The sequence below is a fragment of the Rhizobium ecuadorense genome (genome assembly GCF_001187535.1).
Classification (GTDB): Bacteria; Pseudomonadota; Alphaproteobacteria; order Rhizobiales; family Rhizobiaceae; genus Rhizobium; species Rhizobium ecuadorense.
Map to the genome: position 1 here is coordinate 104,648 of NZ_LFIO01001780.1, position 20,387 is coordinate 125,034.

Annotated in this window: 21 protein-coding genes; 7 read left to right on the top strand and 14 right to left on the bottom strand. The window is 61.9% G+C overall.

The features are described from left to right. Nucleotides 1–160: 160 nt before the first annotated feature. The 3 genes from AF337_RS35860 to AF337_RS35865 all read right to left on the bottom strand — a co-directional run bounded on the left by AF337_RS35860 (nucleotide 161) and on the right by AF337_RS35865 (nucleotide 1,351). Nucleotides 161–625 (bottom strand): NUDIX hydrolase, encoded by a 465-nt coding sequence (locus AF337_RS35860; protein ID WP_049735813.1) that lies wholly within the window; start codon nucleotides 623–625, stop codon nucleotides 161–163. 24 nt (nucleotides 626–649) lie between these two features. Then, complete coding sequence (locus AF337_RS43905; protein WP_167347834.1) at nucleotides 650–814, bottom strand: hypothetical protein; 165 nt, start codon at nucleotides 812–814, stop codon at nucleotides 650–652. A gap of 138 nt (nucleotides 815–952) precedes the next feature. Continuing rightward, entirely contained in the window at nucleotides 953–1,351 is a 399-nt protein-coding gene (locus tag AF337_RS35865) for a RidA family protein (protein ID WP_049735814.1), read from the bottom strand. A gap of 130 nt (nucleotides 1,352–1,481) precedes the next feature. Here AF337_RS35865 and AF337_RS35870 point away from each other — a divergent pair, with 130 nt between their 5' ends. Continuing rightward, nucleotides 1,482–2,075 (top strand): TetR/AcrR family transcriptional regulator, encoded by a 594-nt coding sequence (locus tag AF337_RS35870; RefSeq protein WP_049735815.1) that lies wholly within the window; start codon nucleotides 1,482–1,484, stop codon nucleotides 2,073–2,075. A gap of 49 nt (nucleotides 2,076–2,124) precedes the next feature. Here the strand turns inward: AF337_RS35870 and AF337_RS35875 are convergent, their stop codons facing one another. The 8 genes from AF337_RS35875 to ligD all read right to left on the bottom strand — a co-directional run bounded on the left by AF337_RS35875 (nucleotide 2,125) and on the right by ligD (nucleotide 12,231). Then, nucleotides 2,125–2,805, bottom strand: coding sequence for a redoxin domain-containing protein (locus AF337_RS35875; RefSeq protein WP_049735816.1), 681 nt, complete (start codon nucleotides 2,803–2,805; stop codon nucleotides 2,125–2,127). A 116-nt stretch (nucleotides 2,806–2,921) separates the two neighbouring features. After that, on the bottom strand, nucleotides 2,922–3,839 hold the full coding sequence (locus tag AF337_RS35880; protein WP_049735817.1) for a carbohydrate ABC transporter permease: 918 nt from the start codon (nucleotides 3,837–3,839) through the stop codon (nucleotides 2,922–2,924). A 10-nt stretch (nucleotides 3,840–3,849) separates the two neighbouring features. Then, complete coding sequence (locus AF337_RS35885; protein WP_049735818.1) at nucleotides 3,850–4,782, bottom strand: carbohydrate ABC transporter permease; 933 nt, start codon at nucleotides 4,780–4,782, stop codon at nucleotides 3,850–3,852. 147 nt (nucleotides 4,783–4,929) lie between these two features. Then, entirely contained in the window at nucleotides 4,930–6,234 is a 1,305-nt protein-coding gene (locus tag AF337_RS35890) for an ABC transporter substrate-binding protein (RefSeq protein ID WP_049735819.1), read from the bottom strand. A gap of 157 nt (nucleotides 6,235–6,391) precedes the next feature. Next, entirely contained in the window at nucleotides 6,392–7,459 is a 1,068-nt protein-coding gene (locus AF337_RS35895) for an ABC transporter ATP-binding protein (RefSeq protein ID WP_049735820.1), read from the bottom strand. Nucleotides 7,460–7,610: 151 nt separating this feature from the next. Continuing rightward, entirely contained in the window at nucleotides 7,611–8,603 is a 993-nt protein-coding gene (gene denD, locus AF337_RS35900; protein ID WP_049735821.1) for a D-erythronate dehydrogenase, read from the bottom strand. A 51-nt stretch (nucleotides 8,604–8,654) separates the two neighbouring features. Continuing rightward, a complete protein-coding gene (locus AF337_RS35905; protein ID WP_049735822.1) occupies nucleotides 8,655–9,380 on the bottom strand; it encodes a FadR/GntR family transcriptional regulator in 726 nt (241 codons plus the stop codon). Between the two features lie 196 nt (nucleotides 9,381–9,576). Then, complete coding sequence (gene ligD, locus AF337_RS35910; protein WP_049735852.1) at nucleotides 9,577–12,231, bottom strand: DNA ligase D; 2,655 nt, start codon at nucleotides 12,229–12,231, stop codon at nucleotides 9,577–9,579. A gap of 206 nt (nucleotides 12,232–12,437) precedes the next feature. On the opposite strand from ligD, the gene AF337_RS35915 reads away from it, so the two are divergent. Continuing rightward, nucleotides 12,438–14,204: an SLC13 family permease gene (locus AF337_RS35915; RefSeq protein ID WP_049735823.1), complete on the top strand. Its 1,767-nt coding sequence runs from the start codon at nucleotides 12,438–12,440 to the stop codon at nucleotides 14,202–14,204. Between the two features lie 64 nt (nucleotides 14,205–14,268). Here the strand turns inward: AF337_RS35915 and AF337_RS35920 are convergent, their stop codons facing one another. After that, entirely contained in the window at nucleotides 14,269–14,508 is a 240-nt protein-coding gene (locus tag AF337_RS35920; RefSeq protein ID WP_049735824.1) for a hypothetical protein, read from the bottom strand. A 179-nt stretch (nucleotides 14,509–14,687) separates the two neighbouring features. Here AF337_RS35920 and AF337_RS35925 point away from each other — a divergent pair, with 179 nt between their 5' ends. Both AF337_RS35925 and AF337_RS35930 read left to right on the top strand, forming a co-directional pair. Continuing rightward, nucleotides 14,688–15,173, top strand: a complete 486-nt coding sequence (locus tag AF337_RS35925) for a DMT family transporter (protein WP_049735825.1) — start codon at nucleotides 14,688–14,690, stop codon at nucleotides 15,171–15,173. Beyond that, nucleotides 15,170–15,610 carry a DMT family transporter gene (locus AF337_RS35930; protein ID WP_049735826.1) on the top strand — a complete coding sequence of 147 codons (441 nt, stop codon included), beginning with the start codon at nucleotides 15,170–15,172 and terminating at the stop codon, nucleotides 15,608–15,610. The genes AF337_RS35925 and AF337_RS35930 overlap by 4 nt, the downstream gene beginning before the upstream one ends. Before the next feature lie 47 nt (nucleotides 15,611–15,657). Here AF337_RS35930 and AF337_RS35935 read toward each other — a convergent pair whose 3' ends face one another. Both AF337_RS35935 and yghX read right to left on the bottom strand, forming a co-directional pair. Then, entirely contained in the window at nucleotides 15,658–15,882 is a 225-nt protein-coding gene (locus AF337_RS35935) for a hypothetical protein (RefSeq protein ID WP_049735827.1), read from the bottom strand. Nucleotides 15,883–16,242: 360 nt separating this feature from the next. Then, complete coding sequence (yghX, locus tag AF337_RS35940) at nucleotides 16,243–17,130, bottom strand: YghX family hydrolase (RefSeq protein ID WP_049735828.1); 888 nt, start codon at nucleotides 17,128–17,130, stop codon at nucleotides 16,243–16,245. Nucleotides 17,131–17,460: 330 nt separating this feature from the next. Between yghX and AF337_RS35945 the strand changes: the two genes are divergently transcribed. From AF337_RS35945 to AF337_RS35955, 3 genes are read left to right on the top strand one after another with little or no spacing between them, the layout of a single operon-like run. Next, nucleotides 17,461–18,618, top strand: coding sequence for a Gfo/Idh/MocA family protein (locus AF337_RS35945; RefSeq protein ID WP_049735829.1), 1,158 nt, complete (start codon nucleotides 17,461–17,463; stop codon nucleotides 18,616–18,618). A gap of 13 nt (nucleotides 18,619–18,631) precedes the next feature. Further along, nucleotides 18,632–19,516, top strand: a complete 885-nt coding sequence (locus tag AF337_RS35950; protein ID WP_049735830.1) for a carbohydrate ABC transporter permease — start codon at nucleotides 18,632–18,634, stop codon at nucleotides 19,514–19,516. Next, on the top strand, nucleotides 19,513–20,370 hold the full coding sequence (locus AF337_RS35955) for a carbohydrate ABC transporter permease (RefSeq protein WP_049735831.1): 858 nt from the start codon (nucleotides 19,513–19,515) through the stop codon (nucleotides 20,368–20,370). The genes AF337_RS35950 and AF337_RS35955 overlap by 4 nt, the downstream gene beginning before the upstream one ends. Nucleotides 20,371–20,387 lie beyond the last annotated feature (17 nt).

Below are 20,387 nucleotides of genomic sequence, written 5' to 3' on the forward strand. Positions count from 1 at the left end.
GCGCGTGCCCAAGCCGGGTCGGAGCGCCGATTTTTTCGATTGAGTGAGGCGGCTGTGACTGTCAGATGGAGATGGATGTCTGCAGAAGCAACGCATGGCTGCCGCGCGCCTCACGCATGCATGCGGCGAGACGGGCGGCTCGATCATCATTTCGCGCCGGTCACTCCTGATGCTTCAGCAGGTCGGCAAGCATCGGTCGCTGTCCTTTCAACAGCTTCGTTCCCGCCTCGGCCAGGGAAAACCAACCCGCGCGGTCCACCTCCGGAAAGCTCTTTATCGCTCCCGATCTCGGCGGCCATTCCATCTGAAATTCAGAGCTTCGTATCGCGTTCACGTCCAATACCGGATCGGCTTCGACCGACCACACGACGACGATCTTGCCGCCCGGCTGCCGGTATTCGCCGAGCGGCGTGAACATGCCGTCGATGGCGACACCCAGCTCTTCGGCCGTCTCCCTCATTGCCGCCGCCAGTTCATCCTCTTCCGGCTCGATCAATCCCTTTGGGATCGACCAGGCAGCTTCGTCCTTCCCCGCCCAGAAGGGACCGCCGGGATGGACGAGAAGCACTTCGATGTCGTTGGACATGCGCCGGTAGATGAGAAGTCCAGCGCTGCGGATTGCCATCGCCTTGTGCCCTTTTCGCTGTGATTACGAGGCCAGGCATTCCTCGCAAATGCCGCAGCCGTCGTCGTCCATCCACCGGCGCCGGCGCTTGCAGCACAGGCAAATACGGCCGTCGGCCTGGTCTTTTGTGTCTTCCGGAGGAATGATCTCGATCGCCGTATCGAGTTGCGTGTCAGCCACAAGTTCCATCTCGTCGCTCCATCAGTCTGTTCGACATGAGATAGGAGCGGCGAGCGATGTCGGCAAGTTCTCGACGCCGGCCGGCGGCTCGGTGAAAGTCGGGCGCTTCCTGCTGGAGGGCGTTTCTCCGTGTCGGGGGTGGTGATGTCAGCTGTCTGCCGGAATACGGGCGATGACTTTTATTTCGAAATCGAAACCGGCGAGCCAGTTGACGCCGAGCGCAGTCCAGTTCGGATAGGGCGGCTTGCTGAAAGTCTCCTGCTTGACGGCCATGATGGTTGCGAACTGGTTTTCAGGGTCGGTGTGGAAGGAGGTGACATCGACGATATCATCCAGCGTGCAGCCGGCGGCACTCAGCGTGGCCTTCAGATTTTCAAAGGCCAGCCTTACCTGGCGTTCGAAATCGGGTTCGGGTGTGCCATCCGAACGGCTGCCGACCTGTCCGGACACGAACAGCAGATCACCGGATCGGATCGCGGCGGAATAGCCGTGCTCTTCGTAAAGAGCATGTCTGCCGGCAGGAAAGATTGCTTCGCGTTGGGTCATTCTGGTCTCTCTTTTTGTTGGCAACGAGCAATGAGCGCACTGTTATATACGGTGCGTATGTGTAATATGGGACATACGCGACGTATGTCAATCTCATATACGCTGCGTATGTGAAATTTGAGAGGGTCGGATGGCGAAACCACGCAGCGAAACCATGCGGGAAAACCGCGTCAAGTTGATCGCGGCGGCGCGAAAGGCCTTTGCGGAAAAGGGATACGCTGCAGCCTCGATGGACGAGTTGACGGCGGACGCCGGCCTGACACGCGGCGCGCTTTACCACAATTTCGGCGACAAGCGCGGACTGCTGGCGGCAGTCGTCGAACAGATCGATACGGAGATGGCAGCGCGCGCCAAGGAGATCGGGGCTCGGGCGGGCAATGATTGGCAGGGCATGCTCGCCGAGGGTGCGGCCTATATCGAGATGGCGCTCAATCCGGAAGTCCAACGCATCGTTCTGCTCGACGGACCGGCGGTGCTAGGCGATCCCTCGCAATGGCCGAGCCAAAACACCTGTCTGCAGGTAACCAAGAGCGCCGTGGAGCGCCTGATCGCACAAGGCATACTCAAGCCGCTTGACGCCGAAGCGGCGGCCCGATTGCTAAGCGGCGCGGCGCTCAATGCGGCTCTCTGGATCGCCGCCAGCGAAAATCCGCAAAACGTGCTGCCGAAAGCGGTCGAGGCCTTTCATGCCTTGGCGGCAGGTCTACTTCTGCAGCATTTGTGATCTGCTGGAGCGCCGAAAGTGTGAGCGGGTTTCGGACGAGATCGCGCTCTCAGTGCCCAAGGCTGCCGGCGGCGGCGATGATCTCCGCCGCGGTCGGGAAGACGGAGAGGCTGTTCGGTCCGTCGAGCGCCTCTATTCGTGCCCAGCCGATGATGCCCTCCGCATTGACCAGGAAGTGCCCGACGAGCTGGGTTCCGTGGTTCGCGAAGATCGCATGATCGGCTTCGGTAAGTTCGAAGCCGTCCTTGGCGTTGAGTATCGTGTTGGCTTCCATCGGGTGGAGCGGTTCCGGCAGTTCGCCGGTGGGGTTGATGCGTGCCGTCTGGAACTGCGCCATCGTTGTGCGATAGGGCCATTCGGGCTGCTCGTCGCTGCCATCGGGCAGGAGCTCGGCATGCGGCACACCGTAGGCCCGATGCGTGCGGCAGTCGGGGTCGCAGAGAAGCGTTATCGGCGTCGGCCGGTGGCGGAAATACAGCCGGGCACGTTCCGCCGGCGTATTGATAACGGCCACCGTCTCCACGCCGGCGGCGCGCAGCGTCGGCTCGACGCCGGCAAGCTGTTCCAACTGACGCCGGCAGAATGGGCAGTGCAGCCCGCGAAAGAAGCCGATCAGGAACGGGCGGCCGCTCAAGTCGGCGAAAGAGACCGTTCCGTCGAAGTTGGCCGTCGCCAGTGCGAAGCCGGGCGCGGCTTCTCCAGGTTGCAGCGGGCGTTTCTGATCTCCCATGGAATAATTCCTTTATCGAATCGTCCGTGGACAACCGAAATTGAACTATACCACGTGTCGCAAGAAGGCTCGACGTTGAGACCGCCGAATGTGGTTGGGCATGCCGTTTGCTGCTGTCACTCCTTCACCGCACCCGTCATCGAGGACACGTAATAATCGACGAAGAACGAGTAGAGGATGACCACCGGCAGCGAGCCGAACAGAGCGCCCGCCATCAGCGCCCCCCATTCGAAGACATCGCCGCGCACCAGTTCGGTCAGCACGCCGACGGGAATGGTTTTATTCTCCGATGACTGAATGAAAGTAAGGGCATAGATGAATTCGTTCCAGGACAGCGTGAAGGCGAAGATGCCGGCCGAAATCAGCCCCGGCACGGCGAGCGGCAGGATGATCTTGGTGAGAATCTGCCACCGGTTGGCGCCGTCCACCAGCGCGCTTTCCTCCAGCTCGAACGGGATCGAGCGGAAATAACCCATCAGCAGCCAGGTGCAGAAGGGAATGAGGAAGGTCGGGTAGGTGAAGATCAGCGCCAGCCGGGAATCATAGATGCCGAGCTTGAAGACGATGAAGGCAAGCGGGATGAAGAGGATCGACGGCGGCACGAGATAGGCGAGGAAGATCACCAGGCCGACCGAACGCGAGCCGGTGAAGCGGACGCGCTCGATGGCATAGGCGCCCAGGACCGACGCCACCAGCGAGAGGAAGGTGGAGCAGACCGCCACCAGCATCGTGTTCCACAGCCAGCCCGGATAGGATGTCTCGAGGAACAGGTATTTGATGTGCGCGATCGTCGGCCCCACCACCCAGAACGGGCTGTAATTGCTATAGTCGGTCAGCTGCTCGTTGGGTTTCACCGCGGTGATCGCCATCCAGTAAAACGGGAAGAGCAGCACGAAGACGAAGACGGCCATCGGCAGATAGAGCATCACGATCCGCCGCGGCAGACGGTTCAGATAGCTCATGCCTTCGGCATTGTCGGTCACGACCTGGTCGGCGGTGTTTGCCTGATGAGCGGTGTTCGAATGTGTCGACATCGTCATTCTCCTAATCTTGGCCGCCCTGCTGCCATTTGCGCCGCTGCAGGCCGAAGAAGCTGAACATGATCGCGCCGAGCAGGAAGGGCACCATGGCAACGGCGATCGCCGCACCCTCGCCCAGCTGGCCGCCGGGAATGCCGCGCTGGAACGAGAGCGTCGCCATCAGATGCGTCGCGTTGACGGGGCCGCCCTTGGTCAGCACGTAGATGAGTTGGAAATCGGTAAAGGTGAAAAGCACCGAGAAGGTCATCACGACGGCGATGATCGGCGTCAGCATCGGCAGCGTCACATAGCGGAAACGCTGCCAGCTGGTGGCACCGTCGAGTGAGGCTGCCTCCTGCAGCGACGCCGGGATGGTCTGCAGCCCCGCAAGCAGCGAGATCGCCACGAAGGGAATGCCGCGCCAGACATTGGCGACGATGACGGATATGCGGGCATTGATCGGATCGCCGAGGAAGTTGATCGGTCCGCTGATCAGCCCCAGCTTCATCAGCGACCAGGAGATGATCGAGAACTGCGAATCGTAGATCCACCAGAAGGCCAGCGCCGAAAGCACCGTCGGCACCACCCAGGGCAGCAGGACGATCGCCCGGAAGAAGGATTTGTAGGGCAGGTGCTGGTTGAGCAGCATCGCCAGCCAGAGGCCGAGCGCGAATTTCAGCACAGAGGCGACGAAGGTATAGAGAATGGTGTTGAACACCGACAGCCAGAAGACCGAGTCATCCATCAGGAACTGATAGTTCTCCAGCCCGATGAAGATGCCGTCGCGGCCGATCCTGGTGTCGGTGAAGCCGAGCCAGACGCCGAGCCCCAGCGGGTAGGTGAGAAAGCAGACGAGGAACACCGCCGCCGGCAGCATGAACAGGAAGCCGAGCACATTGTTGTTCTGCAGGAGCGAAGAGACCGGCCCACGTCCATTCCCCGAATTTGCCATCGACATTGCTTATCTCCAGATCGCGTTTGGACTCCCGGAGGAGCTTGCGGCATGCCGAAAGGCCGGCATGCCGCGTACTTGTCTGTTGTTTCCATGCATGTCGTTATCCCCGGAACCGCTACGCACTTCCGGGCGACATGCATTAAGCGGGGCTCAGACGCGATAGTAGCGGTTGGCCCGGCGCTCAGCTTCCTTCATCGCATCCTCCGGCGACATCTGGCCGGTGACGGCGGCGGCGTACATGTCGACCAGAACATAATCGGCCATGGTTGCCGCCGAGGCGTAGCCGAGCGGGCCGGCATAACCGTTCGGGCGCAGTTTTTCCGAGGCGCGTGCATAGGGCGCGTGGACCGGATCGGCGGTCCAGATCGGGTTCTTGGCGAAGGCCTTGAGCGGCTGGCAGCAATAGGCGCTGGAGCCCTGGATCCAGGCATTCATCTGGTCGGCTTCCATCATGAACTTGATGTAGGCCTTGGCCGCCTCAGGATATTTTGTGTGCTTGAAGAGCAGCAGCGAACTCGTCTGGCAAAGCTCGACGCTCTTGCCGACCGGGCCGATCGGGAAGTTCGTGGTGCGGATATCCTTGGCGATCTCGGCGAGTTTCGGGTCGTTCTTGGCGGTGTAATAGACCGAGACGCCGTTGGCGATCAGCGAGACCTGGCCGGCGAGGAACGCGCGGTTGTTGTTGACGTCCTGCCAGCTTTCCGTGCCCGGAATGAAGGTCGCATAGAGCTCCTTGGCATAGTTGATCGAAGCCAGCGTTTCGGGGCTGTTGATCGTCACCTTGCCGCCTTCGTCGACCATCTTGCCGTTATGGCTCCAGAGCAGCCAGTGGGCATAATTGTTGCCGTCGCCGACCGCCTTGCCGTGCGGGAAGCCGGCGGGCGTGCCCTTTGCCTTCATCGCCTTGCAAAGCTCGAGGAAGCCTGCGGTGTCGTTCGGGAATTCGTTGAAACCGGCGGCCTTGACGTGGCTGTCGCGATAGACGACGGCATTGCCGATCGCCGTCAGCGGCATGGCGATGAAGGTGTCGCCGCGTGTCGCGTACCCCTTCACGCCGTCGTACCAGCCCTCATACTTGTTGCCGAGATAGTTGCCGAGTTCGGTGAGATCGACCAGCTTGTCCGGATATTGGTGGGCGTCGTCGAACCAGCACATGATGAGATCCGGGCCGGAGCCGACATTGGCGGCAACGGCAGCCTTCGGGCGGATGTCTTCCCAGCTTTCCTTGTCGATGCGCACTTCGACGCCGGTCGCTTCGGTGAACTTCTTGGTGTTGGCGATCCAGGCCTCCTCGTCGCCCTTGACGAAGGGCGTCCAGCGCAGCAGCCGCAGGCTGGCGCCGCTTTCCGGCGTGTAGGTCGGCTCGGCCTGCGCAAAAGATGGCTTGATGCCGAAGCCGGCAGCGCCGGCAACGGCTGCCGATGCAGCAAGAAATTCACGTCTCTTGATCGTCATGAGATTCCTCCTCATTGAAACAGCGGGAGCAATTCTCCGGCGTCCACCTCCCGCTTGGGTGGACGGCGGCCTGGCATCCCCGGAGCGGAAGCGCCCACGGAATGCCTGCGCTCCGGCGGCGGGGAAGGCTCCTCCCCTCCCGCGCCGCCGGATGGCATCAGTCGGTCAATCTCTGTCCGCCTTCGGCATCGAAGAGATGGACGTGCGAAGCGTCGATCGCCACGCGGATCGCTTCGCCAGGGCGGGCATTGACGCGCTCCCGGAACACGCAGCTGACATCGCTGCCGCCGAGGCGAACGGTCAGATGGGTCTCATAGCCGGTGGGTTCGATCACCACGATCTCGGCCGGCACACCGTTCGGATCGAGCGAGATATATTCGGGGCGCAGCCCATAGACGAGTTCGCGGCCCACCGCACTTGCCGGCGGATCGGCGACGGGCAGCCGCGTGCCGTTGGCGGCGACGAACTGGCGGACGTCTTCCGGATCGAGCCTGCCCTTGATCATGTTCATCGCCGGCGAGCCGATGAAGCCGCCGACGAAGAGATTGGCCGGCTTGTCGTAGAGCTCCAGCGGCGATCCGATCTGTTCGACGATGCCGTCATGCATGACGACGATCTTGTCGGCCATGGTCATCGCCTCGATCTGGTCGTGGGTGACGTAAACGGTGGTGGTTTTCAGCCGCTGGTGTAGCTCCTTGATTTCGGCGCGCATGGCGACGCGCAGCTTGGCATCGAGGTTGGAGAGCGGCTCGTCGAACAGGAAAACTTCAGGATCGCGCACGATCGCCCGGCCCATGGCGACACGCTGGCGCTGGCCGCCGGAAAGCTGGCGCGGATAGCGGTCGAGCAATTTGTCGAGGCCGAGGATGCCGGCGGCATATTTCACCCGCTTTTCGGCCTCTGCCTTCGGCGCCTTGTTGAGCATCAGCGAGAAGCCCATGTTCTGCTCGACCGTCATATGCGGATAGAGCGCATAATTCTGGAACACCATGGCGATGTCGCGGTCCTTCGGCGGCAGCGTGTTGACCACGCGTCCGCCGATCTTGATCTCGCCGCCGGAAATGTTCTCGAGCCCCGCCAGCATCCTGAGAAGGGTCGACTTGCCGCAGCCCGAGGGGCCGACGAGGATGACGAATTCCCCATCGGCAACGTCGATGTCCACCCCCTTGATGACAGGATGCACACCGAAGGATTTCCGCACATCCGCGAATTGAACGCCTGCCATACTCACTCCTCCCAGAAATCGAGCGCTACATGCTTATGTCTTCGTATCTCACTCTGTCTTGCCGGCGGCTGTCATCTCTCCCAAGTCCTTCAGCCGCCGCAATCCCGCATCTGTGGGGGTGGGCCCCGGGCGGGCCCCCCTCCCCCTCTCCTCAATCGCCTCGCGGCGCAGCCGGAGCGTCCTCGGCGAGGTAGACCTCGATCAGCTCGTCGACGCTGGTTTCGGCGGAAAAACCCAGTTGCGTCGCGCGTTCAGGCGCAAAGGATTTCGGCCATCCCGCGACGATCCCTTCGATGACCTCGTCGCGGCGGCGGTCGATCAGGTCGACCGCCTCGGGGCCGGCAGCCCGGCGCAACGCGGCGATCTGATCGGCAACGGTGGCGGCGACCCCCGGCATGGTGAGCGTGCGCCGCGCACCCAGCGACGACGTGTCGAGCGTTGCGGCGTGGATCAGAAATTTGACGGCGGAACGCGGGCTTGCCAGCCAGTGTTTGACCGTTTCCTCAACGGGAAGAACAGCCCGCTGGCCGGCCAGCGGCTCCCGCAGGATTCCGGAAAAGAAGCCCGATGCGGCGGCATTCGGGGCACCCGGCCGGATCACGATGGTCGGCAATCGAATTCCCACGCCGTCGATGAAGCCGCGGCGCGAATAGTCGGCCAGCAGGAGTTCGGATATCGCCTTCTGCACGCCGTAGCTGGTGAGCGGCGCCTGGACGTAATCGTCGGGGATCGGATCGGGAAACGGCGAACCGTAGACCGCGATCGACGAGGAGAAGACGAGCCGGGGAACATAGGCTTGCCGGCTTCCCTCATGACGGATCGCTTCCAACAGCAATCGCGTGCCATCGAGATTGACCCGGTAGCCGAGGTCGAAATTGCGCTCGGCCTCGCCGGAAACGATCGCGGCGAGATGGAAGATCACGTCGGCGCGGCGAGCCGCCAGGGCTGCCGCTGCATCGCCTTCGGAAATATCGGCCGCCAGCGCTTCGACCGAGGCAACCACGCCTGATGGCACCGGCGGTGGGGCGATATCCACAAGCGTCATGCGGGTGATCGTTCGAGCGCCGAGGGAACCGCTGCGCGCCAAGCTGGCGGCGAGCTTCCGGCCGATCATTCCGCCCGCCCCGATAATGAGAATATGCATCCTATTCCCCCTGTCTTCGATGTCTCGTCTCTGCCGCTCTTTGCCTGCGAACTAGGCCAGGAGCAGCTTGGTCGTGGTATAAATGCGGGTTTCATGGATCGCGAAGGCCGCGCATGCGGCGTCCGGATCCCGCGTCTCCAGGCCGGCGAGGATCAGCCGGTGATCGGCGATGCTCGTGGCGATCGTGCCGGGCTGCGATACGACGCGCCTGCGGTGGCTCAGAAGATAGGAGTAAAGATCGGCGGCCATATCGGCGAGCACCGCGTTGCCGCTGGACCGGTAGATGGCGGTGTGAAATTCCCGGTCGCAGATCAAAAAACGGACGGGATCGTCACAGGCGGCTTCCTGGGCTGCGATCGACTTGCCGAGATAATCAAGCGTCGACGCTTCCATCTTGACCGCGGCGGCCCTGACGACCTGCGCTTCGATCAGCAGCCTCGCCTCATGAACATTGTCGAGACTATAGGCCGCGATGTCGCGATAGCGCGCCGCCTGTACAGCCAATTCGCCGACATCTTCCGATGCCACCACCGTGCGCGTTCCCTGCGCAACCGAGAGAATTCCATGGGTGGAAAGGATAAGGATCGCGCCGCGGACGGTCTCGCGGCTGACCGAAAGCGCGCCAGCCAGCTCCCGTTCGCTGGGCAGCGGATCGCCTGTCTTGAGGATGCCGGTGGCGATGAAGGTCGCGATTTTCTGGACGACGAAGTCCTTCATCGACTTCTTCGGCGCTCCCTCAAGCGTCGCAACCTCTTCGAGCATGGCTCGCACATCCATCGCCATGCCCTCCCCCTGAGGTCTACTGGTCCGGTAAGTGGGCCAGTAGACCTCAGGGGCAATGGATTGTCAAACGCTTGATGCCCGTAATCCACTCCGCCGTAATTTGGAGCGGTTTTATGAAGGGCAAGATCGGCACGCGGAGAAAATTCATCCCGACAAACACTGGCCACGGGCGGACTGTTGTTATTCGCGCTCAAGCCGCGTTCGAGGCTTTGCCAAGGCGTTTGATCGCCTGCTCCAGCGGCCGCTGGCCGTCGCCATAATTCTCCCAGGCTGACGATTTCGACAGGAGCGCCGGCACGGTGCGGATGGTGAAGCGTTTTGGGTCGAGATCGGATTTGACTTGGGCCCAGGTCAGCGGCATCGACACGGTGGCGCCCGGCCGCGCCCGGGGCGACAACGGCGCGACGGCCGTCGCCATCCGGTCGTTGCGGAGATAGTCGAGGAAGATGCGGCCGTTCCTCAGGCTCTTGGTCATCTTGATCAGATAGAGATCGGGATTGTCGCGCGCCATCTGCTGGCAGACGTCGTGCGCGAAGCTCTTCGCTTCAGCCCAGGAAAGCGGCTTGCGTTTGTTGATCGTAAGCGGCGTGACGACATGCAGGCCCTTGCCGCCTGTGGTCTTGCAGAAGCTGACGAGACCGAGCGCCTCGAGACGATCGTGCATCTCGCGGGCGGCGGCAACGACGGTGGAGAATGGCACGTCGGGGCCGGGGTCGAGGTCGAAGACGAGCCGGCCCGGCACCTCCGGCTTGTGCGGTTGACAATTCCAGGGATGCAGCTCGACGGCGCCGATCTGCGCGACGGCAGCCAGACCCTCGACCCGGTCGATCTGCAGATAGGGCTTTCTGTCGCCGAACACCTTGACCAGTTCGAGAAGGTTCGAGGTGCCGGGCATCGCATGGCGCTGAAAGAACTGCTCGCCGCCGAGCCCATCGGGCGCGCGGATGATCGAACAGGGGCGCCCCTCGATATGCGCGATCATCCAGCCGCCGACGGCTTCATAGTAGCGGGCGAGCTCTTCCTTGGTCACCGGCCGGCGGTCATTGGCATCCGGCCACAGCGGCTTGTCCGGATTGGAGATCATCACGCCCATCACCTCGGCCTTGGCGCCCTTTCGGCGGGCGGGCCTGGCCTTCTCCTCCGCCTCCGCGTCTGCCGCGGGCTCCGGCACGTCGGTCTCTGCTGGCTTGGCCGGCCGTTCGGCCTTGACCTCCTTGGCCGGCTTGTCCTCGCGCAGCCCCTTGAAGGCCGCCTGGCGGACGATGCCGTCGGCGGTCCAGCCCGCGAACTCGATTTCCGCCACCAGCTTGGGCTTCACCCAGGTGACCTCGGCCTCCTTCTTCGGCGCGCCGATGCCGGTGAAGGGTGATTTCGCCGCCTCGAGCGCCTGCAGTTTCGGCAGCAGCGTTTCCACTTTCTTCGCGCCATAGCCCGTGCCGACGCGGCCGACATAGACGAAGTGGTCGCCGCGGTAGACGCCGACCAGCAGCGATCGGAACCTGCCGTTGGTCTTGGCATAGGCGCCGATCACCACCTCGTGGCCGGCGCGGCATTTCGCCTTGGCCCAGCTGTCGGTGCGGCCGGATTGATAGGGTGCATCGCTCTGCTTGGAGACGATGCCCTCCAGCGACAGCTTGCAGGCGGAGCGAAGCACCGCATCGCCGCCGGTCTCGAAATGCTCGACGAAACGAAGCCGAGGGTCGTCGCCGGCATCCGACAGCAAGCGCTGAAGCCGCGCCTTGCGCTCGACGACCGGCAGGGATCGCAGGTCCTCGCCGCCGTCGTAGAGAAGATCGAAGGCGAAATAGACGAGATCGCCGGTCCTGCCTTCCGAAATGGCGGCCTGCAGGGCGGCGAAATCCGGCACGCCATGATCGTCGAGAGCGCAGATCTCGCCGTCGATGATGGCGTCGGGCAGCGCCGATGCCGCCTCGGCGATCTCCGGATATTTGCCGGTCCAGTCGAGCCCCTTCCGGGTCTTCAGCGTCACCTCGCCCTCGAGCGTGCGCATCTGGATACGGTAGCCGTCGAACTTGATCTCGTGGATCCAGCCCTCGCCGGGCGGCGGCCGCTCCAGGGTCTGGCAAAGCTGCGGCGCGATGAAGTCCGGGAGGTCGATTGGCGCCGTTTTCGGCGTCTTGCCGGCTCGGCCCTCCTCCTTCCTTTCTTCGGCGGCGAGCCCCTGGTTGCTGTCCCAGACGGCATCCGCCTTGATATCGCCGCCCTTGAGCATGAACGGCTTCGGTTTGCGGCCTTTGCCGTCGGCGATCGCGTCCATCGTCCGGCCGGAGGCGACGGAGGTGTCGTTCTCCTCCAGCACCGCTGCGCCATCCTCCTCGACCGAGAACGCGTCGTGGTGCTTGATCAGCAGCCAGTTGGTTCGTTTGCTGCCGTCGCGGTCATTGCGCATGCGCACCAGCACGAAGCTCCCGTGCAGCCTTTCGCCTTCCAGGGTGAACTTGAAGTCCCCCTTGGCGAGCGCCTGCTCAGGGCTCTTCTTTCCCTCGGGCTCCCAATAGCCGCGGTCCCACAGCATCACCGTGCCGCCGCCATACTGGCCTTTCGGGATCGTGCCTTCGAAGTCGCCATAATCGAGCGGGTGATCTTCCACTTCGACGGCAAGCCGCTTGTCGTGCGGATCGAGCGATGGGCCTTTGGTCACAGCCCAGGATTTGAAGACGCCGTCGAGTTCGAGCCGCAGGTCGTAATGCAGCCGGGTGGCGTCATGTTTCTGGATGACGAAGCGGCGGCGGTTGCTGCGCGCGATCTGCTTCTCGCCGCTCGGCTCCGCCGTCTTTCGAAAATCGCGCTTCGATCGATATGTCGAGAGGTTGTCACTGGCCATGGTCGTTCCCGCAAGCCGCATCCAAAGCACGGAATGCCGGCCGGCGGCCGGAAGTTCCATGATGGCCTTCTCCAGCTCAAATATTGGCTACAACTGCGCCAAAGCCAAGCCTCGCCTTATCAAAGGCGAGGATCGATGAAAAATTCTCCGGCTCGCCGTATCGTTCTCACGTGTCAAACGTTAATTGCTACCACAGGGATGCAAACATGCGCGTTGATCAATGGCTCTCTCTTCTCGTCATCGCGCTGATGATGGGCGCCTTCGTATGGGGGCGCTATCGATATGATATCGTCGCCGTCAGCTCCCTGCTCGTGGCAATCATCGTCGGCATCGTGCCTGCCAAAACCGCCTTTTCCGGTTTTTCAGATGACATTGTCATCATTGTCGGCAGCGCGCTCATCGTCAGTGCGGCAATCTCCAGGTCGGGGATCATGGATCTCGCATTGCGCAGATTTTCTCCGGAAAGACGCGGGCCACGCATGCAGCTGATCATTCTGGTCGCCATCGTCGCGGCGCTCTCGGCTTTCGTCAAGAATATCGGCGCACTGGCGATCATGATCCCGGTTGCCGTGCAGATGGCCCGCAAATCACGCGTATCGCCGTCGATGTTCCTGATGCCGATGTCTTTCGCCTCGCTGCTCGGCGGGCTGATGACGCAGATCGGCACATCGCCGAATATCATCGTGTCCCGGGTGCGCGAGGAGATCACCGGGCGGCCGTTCACGATGTTCGACTATACGCCTGTCGGCCTGACGCTCGCGGTCACAGGCGTCGTCTTCCTGGGGCTGTTCTACAAGCTGCTTCCCGAAAGATCGCGGGTGGAAACGTCGATGGATGAGGCGGTGGCGATCAAGAATTACACGACTGAAGCCAAGGTCGTCACGCCGTCGGCGGCGATCGGCCGGTCCATCAGCTGGCTGCAGAAGCCGGCCGGCGGCGATGCGATGGTGACCGCGATCATCGGCGGCAGCGGCCAGAGACGAACGCCGCTTCCCGACACCGTGATTAGGGATGGCGACCTTCTGATTATCGAGGGGGAGCAGAGCGCCCTCGACAAGATCGTCAGCGAAGCCAGGCTTCAGCTGTCCGACCGTAAACACGAGCCCGAGATGCGCCGGGATATCAGTTCCGTCGAAGCCATCGTCGGCGAACATTCCCGCCTGATCGGCGTCAGCGCCAAAGACGTCTCCCTGTTCCACAATACCGGCCTCAACCTTCTTGCCGTCAGCCGCCGCGACAGGCGCATCACCGAGCGTCTGGGCGAGATCAAGATCCGCAATGGCGATGTCGTGGTTCTGCAGGGGGACTTGCAGAAGCTGCCGGATCTCCTGCGCGAATGGGGATGTTTGCCGCTGGTCGAACGGGATTTGAAGCTCGGCAATGCCCGCAACGGCATGATCCCCGTCATCATCCTGCTGGCGACGATGGGGGCGACGGCCTTCGGCGGCATCCCCGTCGCGACGGCATTTTTCGCCGCCGCCTTTCTGATGGTGGTGACCGGGTCCGTTCCTTTGCGCGAAGTCTATCATCATCTCGATGCGCCCATCCTGATCATGCTGGCCGCTCTCATTCCGATCAGCGATTCGCTCAGGACCACCGGAACCACCGACATTATCGCCGACCTCCTGTCGCGCACCGCCGAAATGCTTCCGCCATTCGGCGCCCTGGCTCTCATCCTGGTTGCGGCCATGGCCGTGACGCCGTTTTTGAACAATGCAGCGACCGTTCTCGTCATGGCGCCGATCGCCGCGACCTTTGCCGCCAAGCTGGGCTTTCGCCCCGACGCCTTTCTGATGGCGGTGGCCATCGGTGCCGGCTGTGATTTCCTCACGCCGATCGGCCACCAGTGCAACACGCTGGTCATGGGGCCGGGCGGATATCGATTTGGCGATTATGCGCGATTGGGCCTGCCGCTCTCGCTCATCGTCGTGCTGGTCAGCGTGCCGGCCCTGCTGGCCGTCTGGCCGATCTGACCCGGGCGGGTACGGCCCATTCCGCGCGGCAATTCAGGCTGCGCCGGGGCGCAGCCTCGCAGTCTTACTTCCACTGTGTCGCGTCGGCGGCAGCGCAGCCCAAAGGTGGCAGGGAACCGGCAAAGGTGGTTTTCAGCCTGGCGCAGCCCCAGCTGTTGATCGGGCCGGGCATGGCATTGTTGAGGGTGATGCCGATTTCATCATAGGGGCTGTCGGTGTTGCTGACATAGCGATACCAGCGGAAACCGGTAAAGACGACGACGGCCAGAGCGACCACCAGCAGCAGGCGAAGCAATTTTCTCATCATATTTCCTTTAAGTGCAAAGGCCGCCACTTAGCATTCCGATGCCGAAGCTGGAAGCTCCGGCCGCATGCAAGACGCGCCAATTCTGCCGCGTCTTTTGCGCCTCCTGAAAAGCTGCGCGTGCTGTGGTAGCAATCTGAAAAATACCGGGCGCAATCGATTCTTTGACGGGATCTGCAATGACCATCGAAGCGGCACGCAATCCGCATCCCATCTATTTCATCGGCGCTTTTGCGACCGGTGGGCTCCTCACCTTCATGGTGCATCTCAATGGGGAGCTGGCACGATACGCCAATCCGCTGTTCTCATCCTGGACCGCTCACGGCACAGGCATGGTCGCCGCCGTCATTCTTCTTCTGGCGCTTTACCGCCGGCGCGCGCCGATGCCGGGAAAAGCCGCCAAGGCGCCCTTGTGGGCCTATCTCGGCGGGGTATCCGGCGCCGCAACGGTCATTTTGACCTCGACCGCGGTCAACTCGCCGCTCGGCCTCTCCGGCACCTTGGCTTTGGGTTTGGCAGGTCAGGTCGCCTTCAGCCTGGCGGCCGACAGCTGGGGACTGTTCGGCCTGCCGAAGCGGCGCCCGGATCTCCAAGACATCGCCGCGCTCGGCCTGGTCGTCACCGGCGGTGCGCTCATCATCCTGTTCGGCCGAGGCGGAGCATGATGATCTTCATTCTCCTGGCCTGCCTCGGCGGCGTGCTCGTCGGCCTCAGCCGTCAGCTCAATGGGCGGCTGAGCATCTCCACCACGCCGCTGATCGCATCCTTCTGGAACCATGCCGTCGGCTTTGCCGTCCTCACCTGCCTTGGTCTTTTTGTCGGAGGCCTGCTTCCCGCCGGCGCCGCCCAGGCGCCCTGGTATATCTATCTGGGTGGTCCGATCGGCGTCGTCTTCGTGGCGGCGGGCAGCTGGGCGATTGCGCGAATCGGCGCGGTCAATGCGGCACTGCTGATCATTGGCGGCCAGATGGTCACCGGAGTGGCGTTCGATTATCTCAGCGCCGTTCCAACCTCATTCTGGGCGAACGCGACCGGAATTGTTCTGATCGTCGGCGGAATGATGGTCAGCCGCAGACGACGCAAAAGCGGCGGCGCGCAATAGCCGACAGCAATTCTGCCTGAGTCAGAGGCCGCGGATATTCTCGGAATTTACAGGCTGGTTCGTTCGTCCAAGGTGGAAAGAGCATCCTGCAGTCTGAGTGCCGCAAGTGCCTTCGTCGCCTCATCCGAAGACCATCCGGCTTCCAGCGCGGCGGCCAGCACCAGCGATTCCGTTTGCAGCTCAAGCTTCTCGTAAAGCGGCTCAAGGGCTTCGCGCGCCGTTACAAGATGCTGGTCCGGTGGAGTGATGGATGTCGCGGCAACCGTAGGCATGAATGCTCCTCCTTTTGAACGCTAAGGTTCGAAACCCAATGACAGGCATCCTTGTTCCGTGCGCATCGCATTATGGCCTAATATCGATGACAGAACGTATTCTGAAATCCCGACGGTCGGTACTTCGCCGTTTGAGGCCGTCTCCAACGTCGAGCGAAAATCTTCGCCCGATTAAAAGCCAGCAGACAGGCTACCGCATAATTGATTAAATCGGAAGCGGCTTGAGGATTAAGCCGCGATTCAGGCCGTTACAGCGCTCTTTGCGCGTCAATGCGATTGCCGACCGCGCTCTTCCATCGGCGGGCGGAAAACAGCCGGGCGGGAATACCCTCCCCGCCCGCCGATCATTCAAGCCACTCCTCAGGCGAGATACTTCGTGAACCAATCCACAGTTCGCTGCCAGGCGAGCTTGGCGGCTGCTTCGTCGTAGCGCGGCGTGGAATCATTGTGGAAGCCGTGATTGACGTCGGGATAGACGTAGCCCTCGTAGGTTTTTCCCGCTGATTTCAGCGCCGCTTCATAGGCCGGCCAGCCTTCGTTGATGCCCTTGTCGAGCCCGGCATAGTGGAGAAGCAGGGGGGCCTTGATCTTCGGCACGTCCTCGGCGCGCGGCTGCCTGCCGTAGAAGGGCACGGCGGCGGCAAGTTCCGGATAGGCGACCGCAGCGGCATTGGCGACGCCGCCGCCGTAGCAGAAGCCGGTAATCCCCACCTTGCCGGTGGTGAGATCGCTCTTCATCAGAAATTCGACCGCCGCGAAGAAGTCGTTCATCAGTTTTTCCGGATCGACCTTCTGCTGCAGCTCCTTGCCTTTTTCGTCGTTGCCGGGGTAGCCGCCGACCGAGGTCAGGCCGTCCGGCGCCAGCGCGATGAAGCCGGCCTTTGCCACGCGCCTCGCCACATCCTCGATATAGGGGTTCAGGCCTCTGTTTTCGTGCACGACCACGACGGCCGCGACCTTGCCGGTGGCGTTCTTCGGGCGGACGAGATAGGCGCGGACCTCGCCATTTCCTTTCGGCGAGGGGTAGGTAATGTATTCGGCCACGATGTCGGGATCGGTGAACTCGACCTGGGTCGCCAATGCATAATCGGGGCTCAGCGATGAAAGAATGGCGGCTGCCGTCAGCCCGCCGACGGCGAATTTGCCGGCCCGGTCGAGAAACTCGCGTTTGGTGATCTTCCCATGCGCGTAGTAATCATAGAGTTCCAGAAGTTCCTGCGGGAAATCCTTGGCTGTCATGCGGGTCATGATGGCTCCTCCTTGCCTCGGTTTCTCGCACCATCCTACACACGTAAACTCACGTGTCTTTTCAATATTTCGCGAGTCTCGCGTGTGCTTGCCGGGGCGATCGCCGCCGCGGCTGGAGAGGCTGAATTCACTGCGGCCGCTTCAAACGGTGCGCGCTCCTTCCTTCGGCAATCCGCGTCCTGCCTGCGGCAGCCGGCAATCGACAGCCGCCTACCGATCTATGAAAATAAATTTCATACTCCTGCTGTGAGGCCCGTTTTCTATTGACGCCTCTCGTTTTTTGTCCCAACTTAAAGAAAATAAATTACCTAAACTGGGAACTTGATCGGCATGAAAGTGGGAATCATCGGGCTCGGATTCCGGCTCGGCTATCTCGGCTACGTCTTCAAAGCGATCGATAGCAGCTTCGACATTGTCGGCTATGTGGATCCGGAACCCGCCGGACTTCCAGGATTGACGGAAAAGGGAATTTCGGTCGGCAAGGCCTATGGCTCGCCGCAGGAACTGCTCGCCTCCGAAAAGCTCGATCTGCTGATGATCGGCTCCCCCAATCACCTGCATCTCGATCATATCAGGCTCGGGCTGCAAGCCGGCCTCAAGGTCTTCTGCGAAAAGCCGATCGTCACGACGATCGCTGAAAGCATCGAGCTGGCGCATCTGATGGCGAAGTTCGGTCACGAGCGGCTGATGGTCGGCCTGGTGCTGCGCTACTCTCCTCTCTACAAGGATCTGCGCGCCATCCAGGCCGAGGGCAAACTCGGCCAGATCGTCTCGATCGAGGCGTCCGAACACATCGAGCCCTATCACGGCGCCTTCTTCATGCGCGACTGGCGCCGCTACGAGCGTTATTCCGGCAGTTTCATGCTGGAGAAATGCTGCCACGATCTCGACCTTTATAATGGCGTCGTCGGCGCGCGACCGGAGCGGGTCGCCAGTTTCGGCGGCCGCAAGAGCTTCACTCCGGCCAACGACCCGGCGCGCGAAGGCATCAACGATCTCGAGCTTTTCCACCGCAAGCCGAGCGGCTGGATGGGATCGGACAAGGTCTTCGACAGCGATGCCGACATCATCGACTATCAGGTGGCGATCGTCGAATATGAAAACGGCGTCGGCATGAACTTTCACACCAATCTGAACGTGCCCGATCAGTTCCGCCGCTTCGCCATCATGGGCTCGCGCGGTATGGCCGAAGGCGATTTCGTGCGCGGCTATCTCGACGTGCACGAGCAACTGACCGGCAACAAGGTGGTGGAAAACAAATATGCCGCCACCGAGCTCTCCCAGCATTACGGCGCCGATGAACAGATGGCGAGCGACTTGCTGGAAAGCGTGCGCACCGGGCTCGAACTTCCCGTTTCCACGCTGAATGCGCTGGAAGCCGGCATTCTCGCCTTGGCGATGGATGAAGCGAGGATGAAGAAAACCGTCGTCGACCTGCGTCCCGTCTGGGACCGCTTCGACGAGGCCCTTCACGCCAGAGCGGCTTGAGGACGGCGGCAAGATGAGTGTTCAAAGAAGCGCCTTCATCTTCGCCTGGATCCTCCTCCTTCCGGCCGTTCTCTACGTTCTCGCCATCGTCGCCTATCCCCTCGTCGACACCTTCATCCTCTCCTTCACCGATGCGTCGCTGAAGAAGACCACCAACTGGGTCGGCTGGGTCAATTACGAGAAGATCTTCAACGCCACCTTTGCCGAAGTCATCTTCCGCACCTTCGTCTGGACCTTCTTCTCGGTCGCGCTGAAAATGGTGATCGGCACCTTCGGCGCGACGATGCTGAACGCCGCCGTGCCCGGCCGCTCGCTGTTCCGGCTGCTCACCATGCCGCCCTGGATCGTGCCGATGGCGATCGGCATCTTCATGTGGGGCTGGATGTATAACGGCCAGTTCGGGATGATTTCGGGCGTCTTGCAGCGCTTCGGTCTGGTCGACGGCCCGGTCGCCTTCCTCGCCTATGGCAGCACCGCCTTCTGGGCGACGATCGTCACCGACGTCTGGATCGGCGTACCGCTGGTGACGATCTATTTCCTGGCGGCGATCCAGTCGATCCCGAAGGATCTCTACGAGGCCGCCTGGACCGACGGCGCCGGCCGCTGGTATCGCTTCCGCCGCATCACCCTGCCGCTGATGGTGCCCGCCATCATCACCATGTCGATGCTGTCGCTGATCGCCACCTTCAACTCGTTCGACATCATCTGGATCCTGACGCAGGGCGGACCGAGCGGCGAGACGACGACGATGATCATCGACACCTACCAGACCGCCATCGGATCGAAGAAATACGGCGAAGGGGCGGCGCGCGCCGTTTTGATCTGCATCTTCCTGTCGCTCTTCTGCTTTGCCTATTTCCGCGTCACCCGCCGCCTCAACCCGGAGAAGCGCGCATGAGCAGCCCGGCCATGATCGACCGTTATCGCTGGTGGGAGATCATCCTGATCTATTGCGGCATCGCGCTGTTTCTGTTCTTCGTGCTGGCGCCTTTCTTCGAAGGTTTCATGGTATCGCTGAAGCCGCTCAGCCAGCTGTTCTCCTCTCCCTACCGCTTCTGGCCGGAGAACGGTTCGTTCGAGGCCTACCGGACGATGTGGGTCAGCGTGCCGGGTTTCGGGCGCTATATCTTCAACTCCTTCTTCATCTCGATCATCGTCACGCTGATCGTGCTCTGCCTCGTCATTCCGGCGGCCTATGCCTTCGCCAAGTTCGAGTTCAAGGGCATGGGCATCCTGCTCGGCGCCTTCCTGACGGTGAACATGTTCTCCGGCGCCGTGCTGCTGATCCCGCTCTTCCGGCTGATGCGCAGCATGGGCGTGCTCAACACCTATCTCGCCATGATCGTGCCCGGTGTCGCCTTCCTGATCCCCTCGGCGATCTGGCTGCTGCGCACCTATATGATCCGTATCCCGCAGGAGCTCAACGAAGCGGCCTATATGGATGGCGCCAGCCATTTCTACACGCTTCGCCGGGTCATCCTGCCGATTGCGATGCCGGGGATCATCGTCGTTGCCATCACCACCTTCATCGGCGCTTACGCCCAGCAATTCATCTTCGCGCTGACCTTCAACTCGAAGACCGAATACATGCCCCTTCCGGTGGGTCTCTTTGCTTACTTCGGCAAGCAGGAAGTCATCTGGAACGAACTGATGGCGGCTTCCTTCGTCGGCATCGCGCCGGCGATGGTCGTCATCTTCTTCCTTCAGCGCTACCTTGTCGGCGGGCTGACCGCCGGTGCGGTGAAACAATAAGATCAAAAAACGAGTGA

What these genes read in the sequence shown, in the direction of transcription:
- AF337_RS35915 (WP_049735823.1), top strand. Translation starts at nt 12,438, where the DNA reads ATGCGCGTTGATCAATGGCTCTCTCTTCTCGTCATCGCGCTGATGATG.
- AF337_RS35950 (WP_049735830.1), top strand. Translation starts at nt 18,632, where the DNA reads ATGAGTGTTCAAAGAAGCGCCTTCATCTTCGCCTGGATCCTCCTCCTT.
- AF337_RS35930 (WP_049735826.1), top strand. Translation starts at nt 15,170, where the DNA reads ATGATGATCTTCATTCTCCTGGCCTGCCTCGGCGGCGTGCTCGTCGGC.
- AF337_RS35935 (WP_049735827.1), bottom strand. Translation starts at nt 15,882, where the DNA reads ATGCCTACGGTTGCCGCGACATCCATCACTCCACCGGACCAGCATCTT.
- denD (WP_049735821.1), bottom strand. Translation starts at nt 8,603, where the DNA reads ATGCATATTCTCATTATCGGGGCGGGCGGAATGATCGGCCGGAAGCTC.
- AF337_RS35905 (WP_049735822.1), bottom strand. Translation starts at nt 9,380, where the DNA reads ATGGATGTGCGAGCCATGCTCGAAGAGGTTGCGACGCTTGAGGGAGCG.
- AF337_RS35885 (WP_049735818.1), bottom strand. Translation starts at nt 4,782, where the DNA reads ATGTCGATGGCAAATTCGGGGAATGGACGTGGGCCGGTCTCTTCGCTC.
- AF337_RS35880 (WP_049735817.1), bottom strand. Translation starts at nt 3,839, where the DNA reads ATGTCGACACATTCGAACACCGCTCATCAGGCAAACACCGCCGACCAG.
- AF337_RS35860 (WP_049735813.1), bottom strand. Translation starts at nt 625, where the DNA reads ATGGCAATCCGCAGCGCTGGACTTCTCATCTACCGGCGCATGTCCAAC.
- AF337_RS35925 (WP_049735825.1), top strand. Translation starts at nt 14,688, where the DNA reads ATGACCATCGAAGCGGCACGCAATCCGCATCCCATCTATTTCATCGGC.
- AF337_RS35870 (WP_049735815.1), top strand. Translation starts at nt 1,482, where the DNA reads ATGGCGAAACCACGCAGCGAAACCATGCGGGAAAACCGCGTCAAGTTG.
- AF337_RS35920 (WP_049735824.1), bottom strand. Translation starts at nt 14,508, where the DNA reads ATGAGAAAATTGCTTCGCCTGCTGCTGGTGGTCGCTCTGGCCGTCGTC.
- AF337_RS35865 (WP_049735814.1), bottom strand. Translation starts at nt 1,351, where the DNA reads ATGACCCAACGCGAAGCAATCTTTCCTGCCGGCAGACATGCTCTTTAC.
- AF337_RS35875 (WP_049735816.1), bottom strand. Translation starts at nt 2,805, where the DNA reads ATGGGAGATCAGAAACGCCCGCTGCAACCTGGAGAAGCCGCGCCCGGC.
- AF337_RS35895 (WP_049735820.1), bottom strand. Translation starts at nt 7,459, where the DNA reads ATGGCAGGCGTTCAATTCGCGGATGTGCGGAAATCCTTCGGTGTGCAT.
- AF337_RS35955 (WP_049735831.1), top strand. Translation starts at nt 19,513, where the DNA reads ATGAGCAGCCCGGCCATGATCGACCGTTATCGCTGGTGGGAGATCATC.
- yghX (WP_049735828.1), bottom strand. Translation starts at nt 17,130, where the DNA reads ATGACCCGCATGACAGCCAAGGATTTCCCGCAGGAACTTCTGGAACTC.
- AF337_RS43905 (WP_167347834.1), bottom strand. Translation starts at nt 814, where the DNA reads ATGGAACTTGTGGCTGACACGCAACTCGATACGGCGATCGAGATCATT.
- AF337_RS35890 (WP_049735819.1), bottom strand. Translation starts at nt 6,234, where the DNA reads ATGACGATCAAGAGACGTGAATTTCTTGCTGCATCGGCAGCCGTTGCC.
- ligD (WP_049735852.1), bottom strand. Translation starts at nt 12,231, where the DNA reads ATGGCCAGTGACAACCTCTCGACATATCGATCGAAGCGCGATTTTCGA.
- AF337_RS35945 (WP_049735829.1), top strand. Translation starts at nt 17,461, where the DNA reads ATGAAAGTGGGAATCATCGGGCTCGGATTCCGGCTCGGCTATCTCGGC.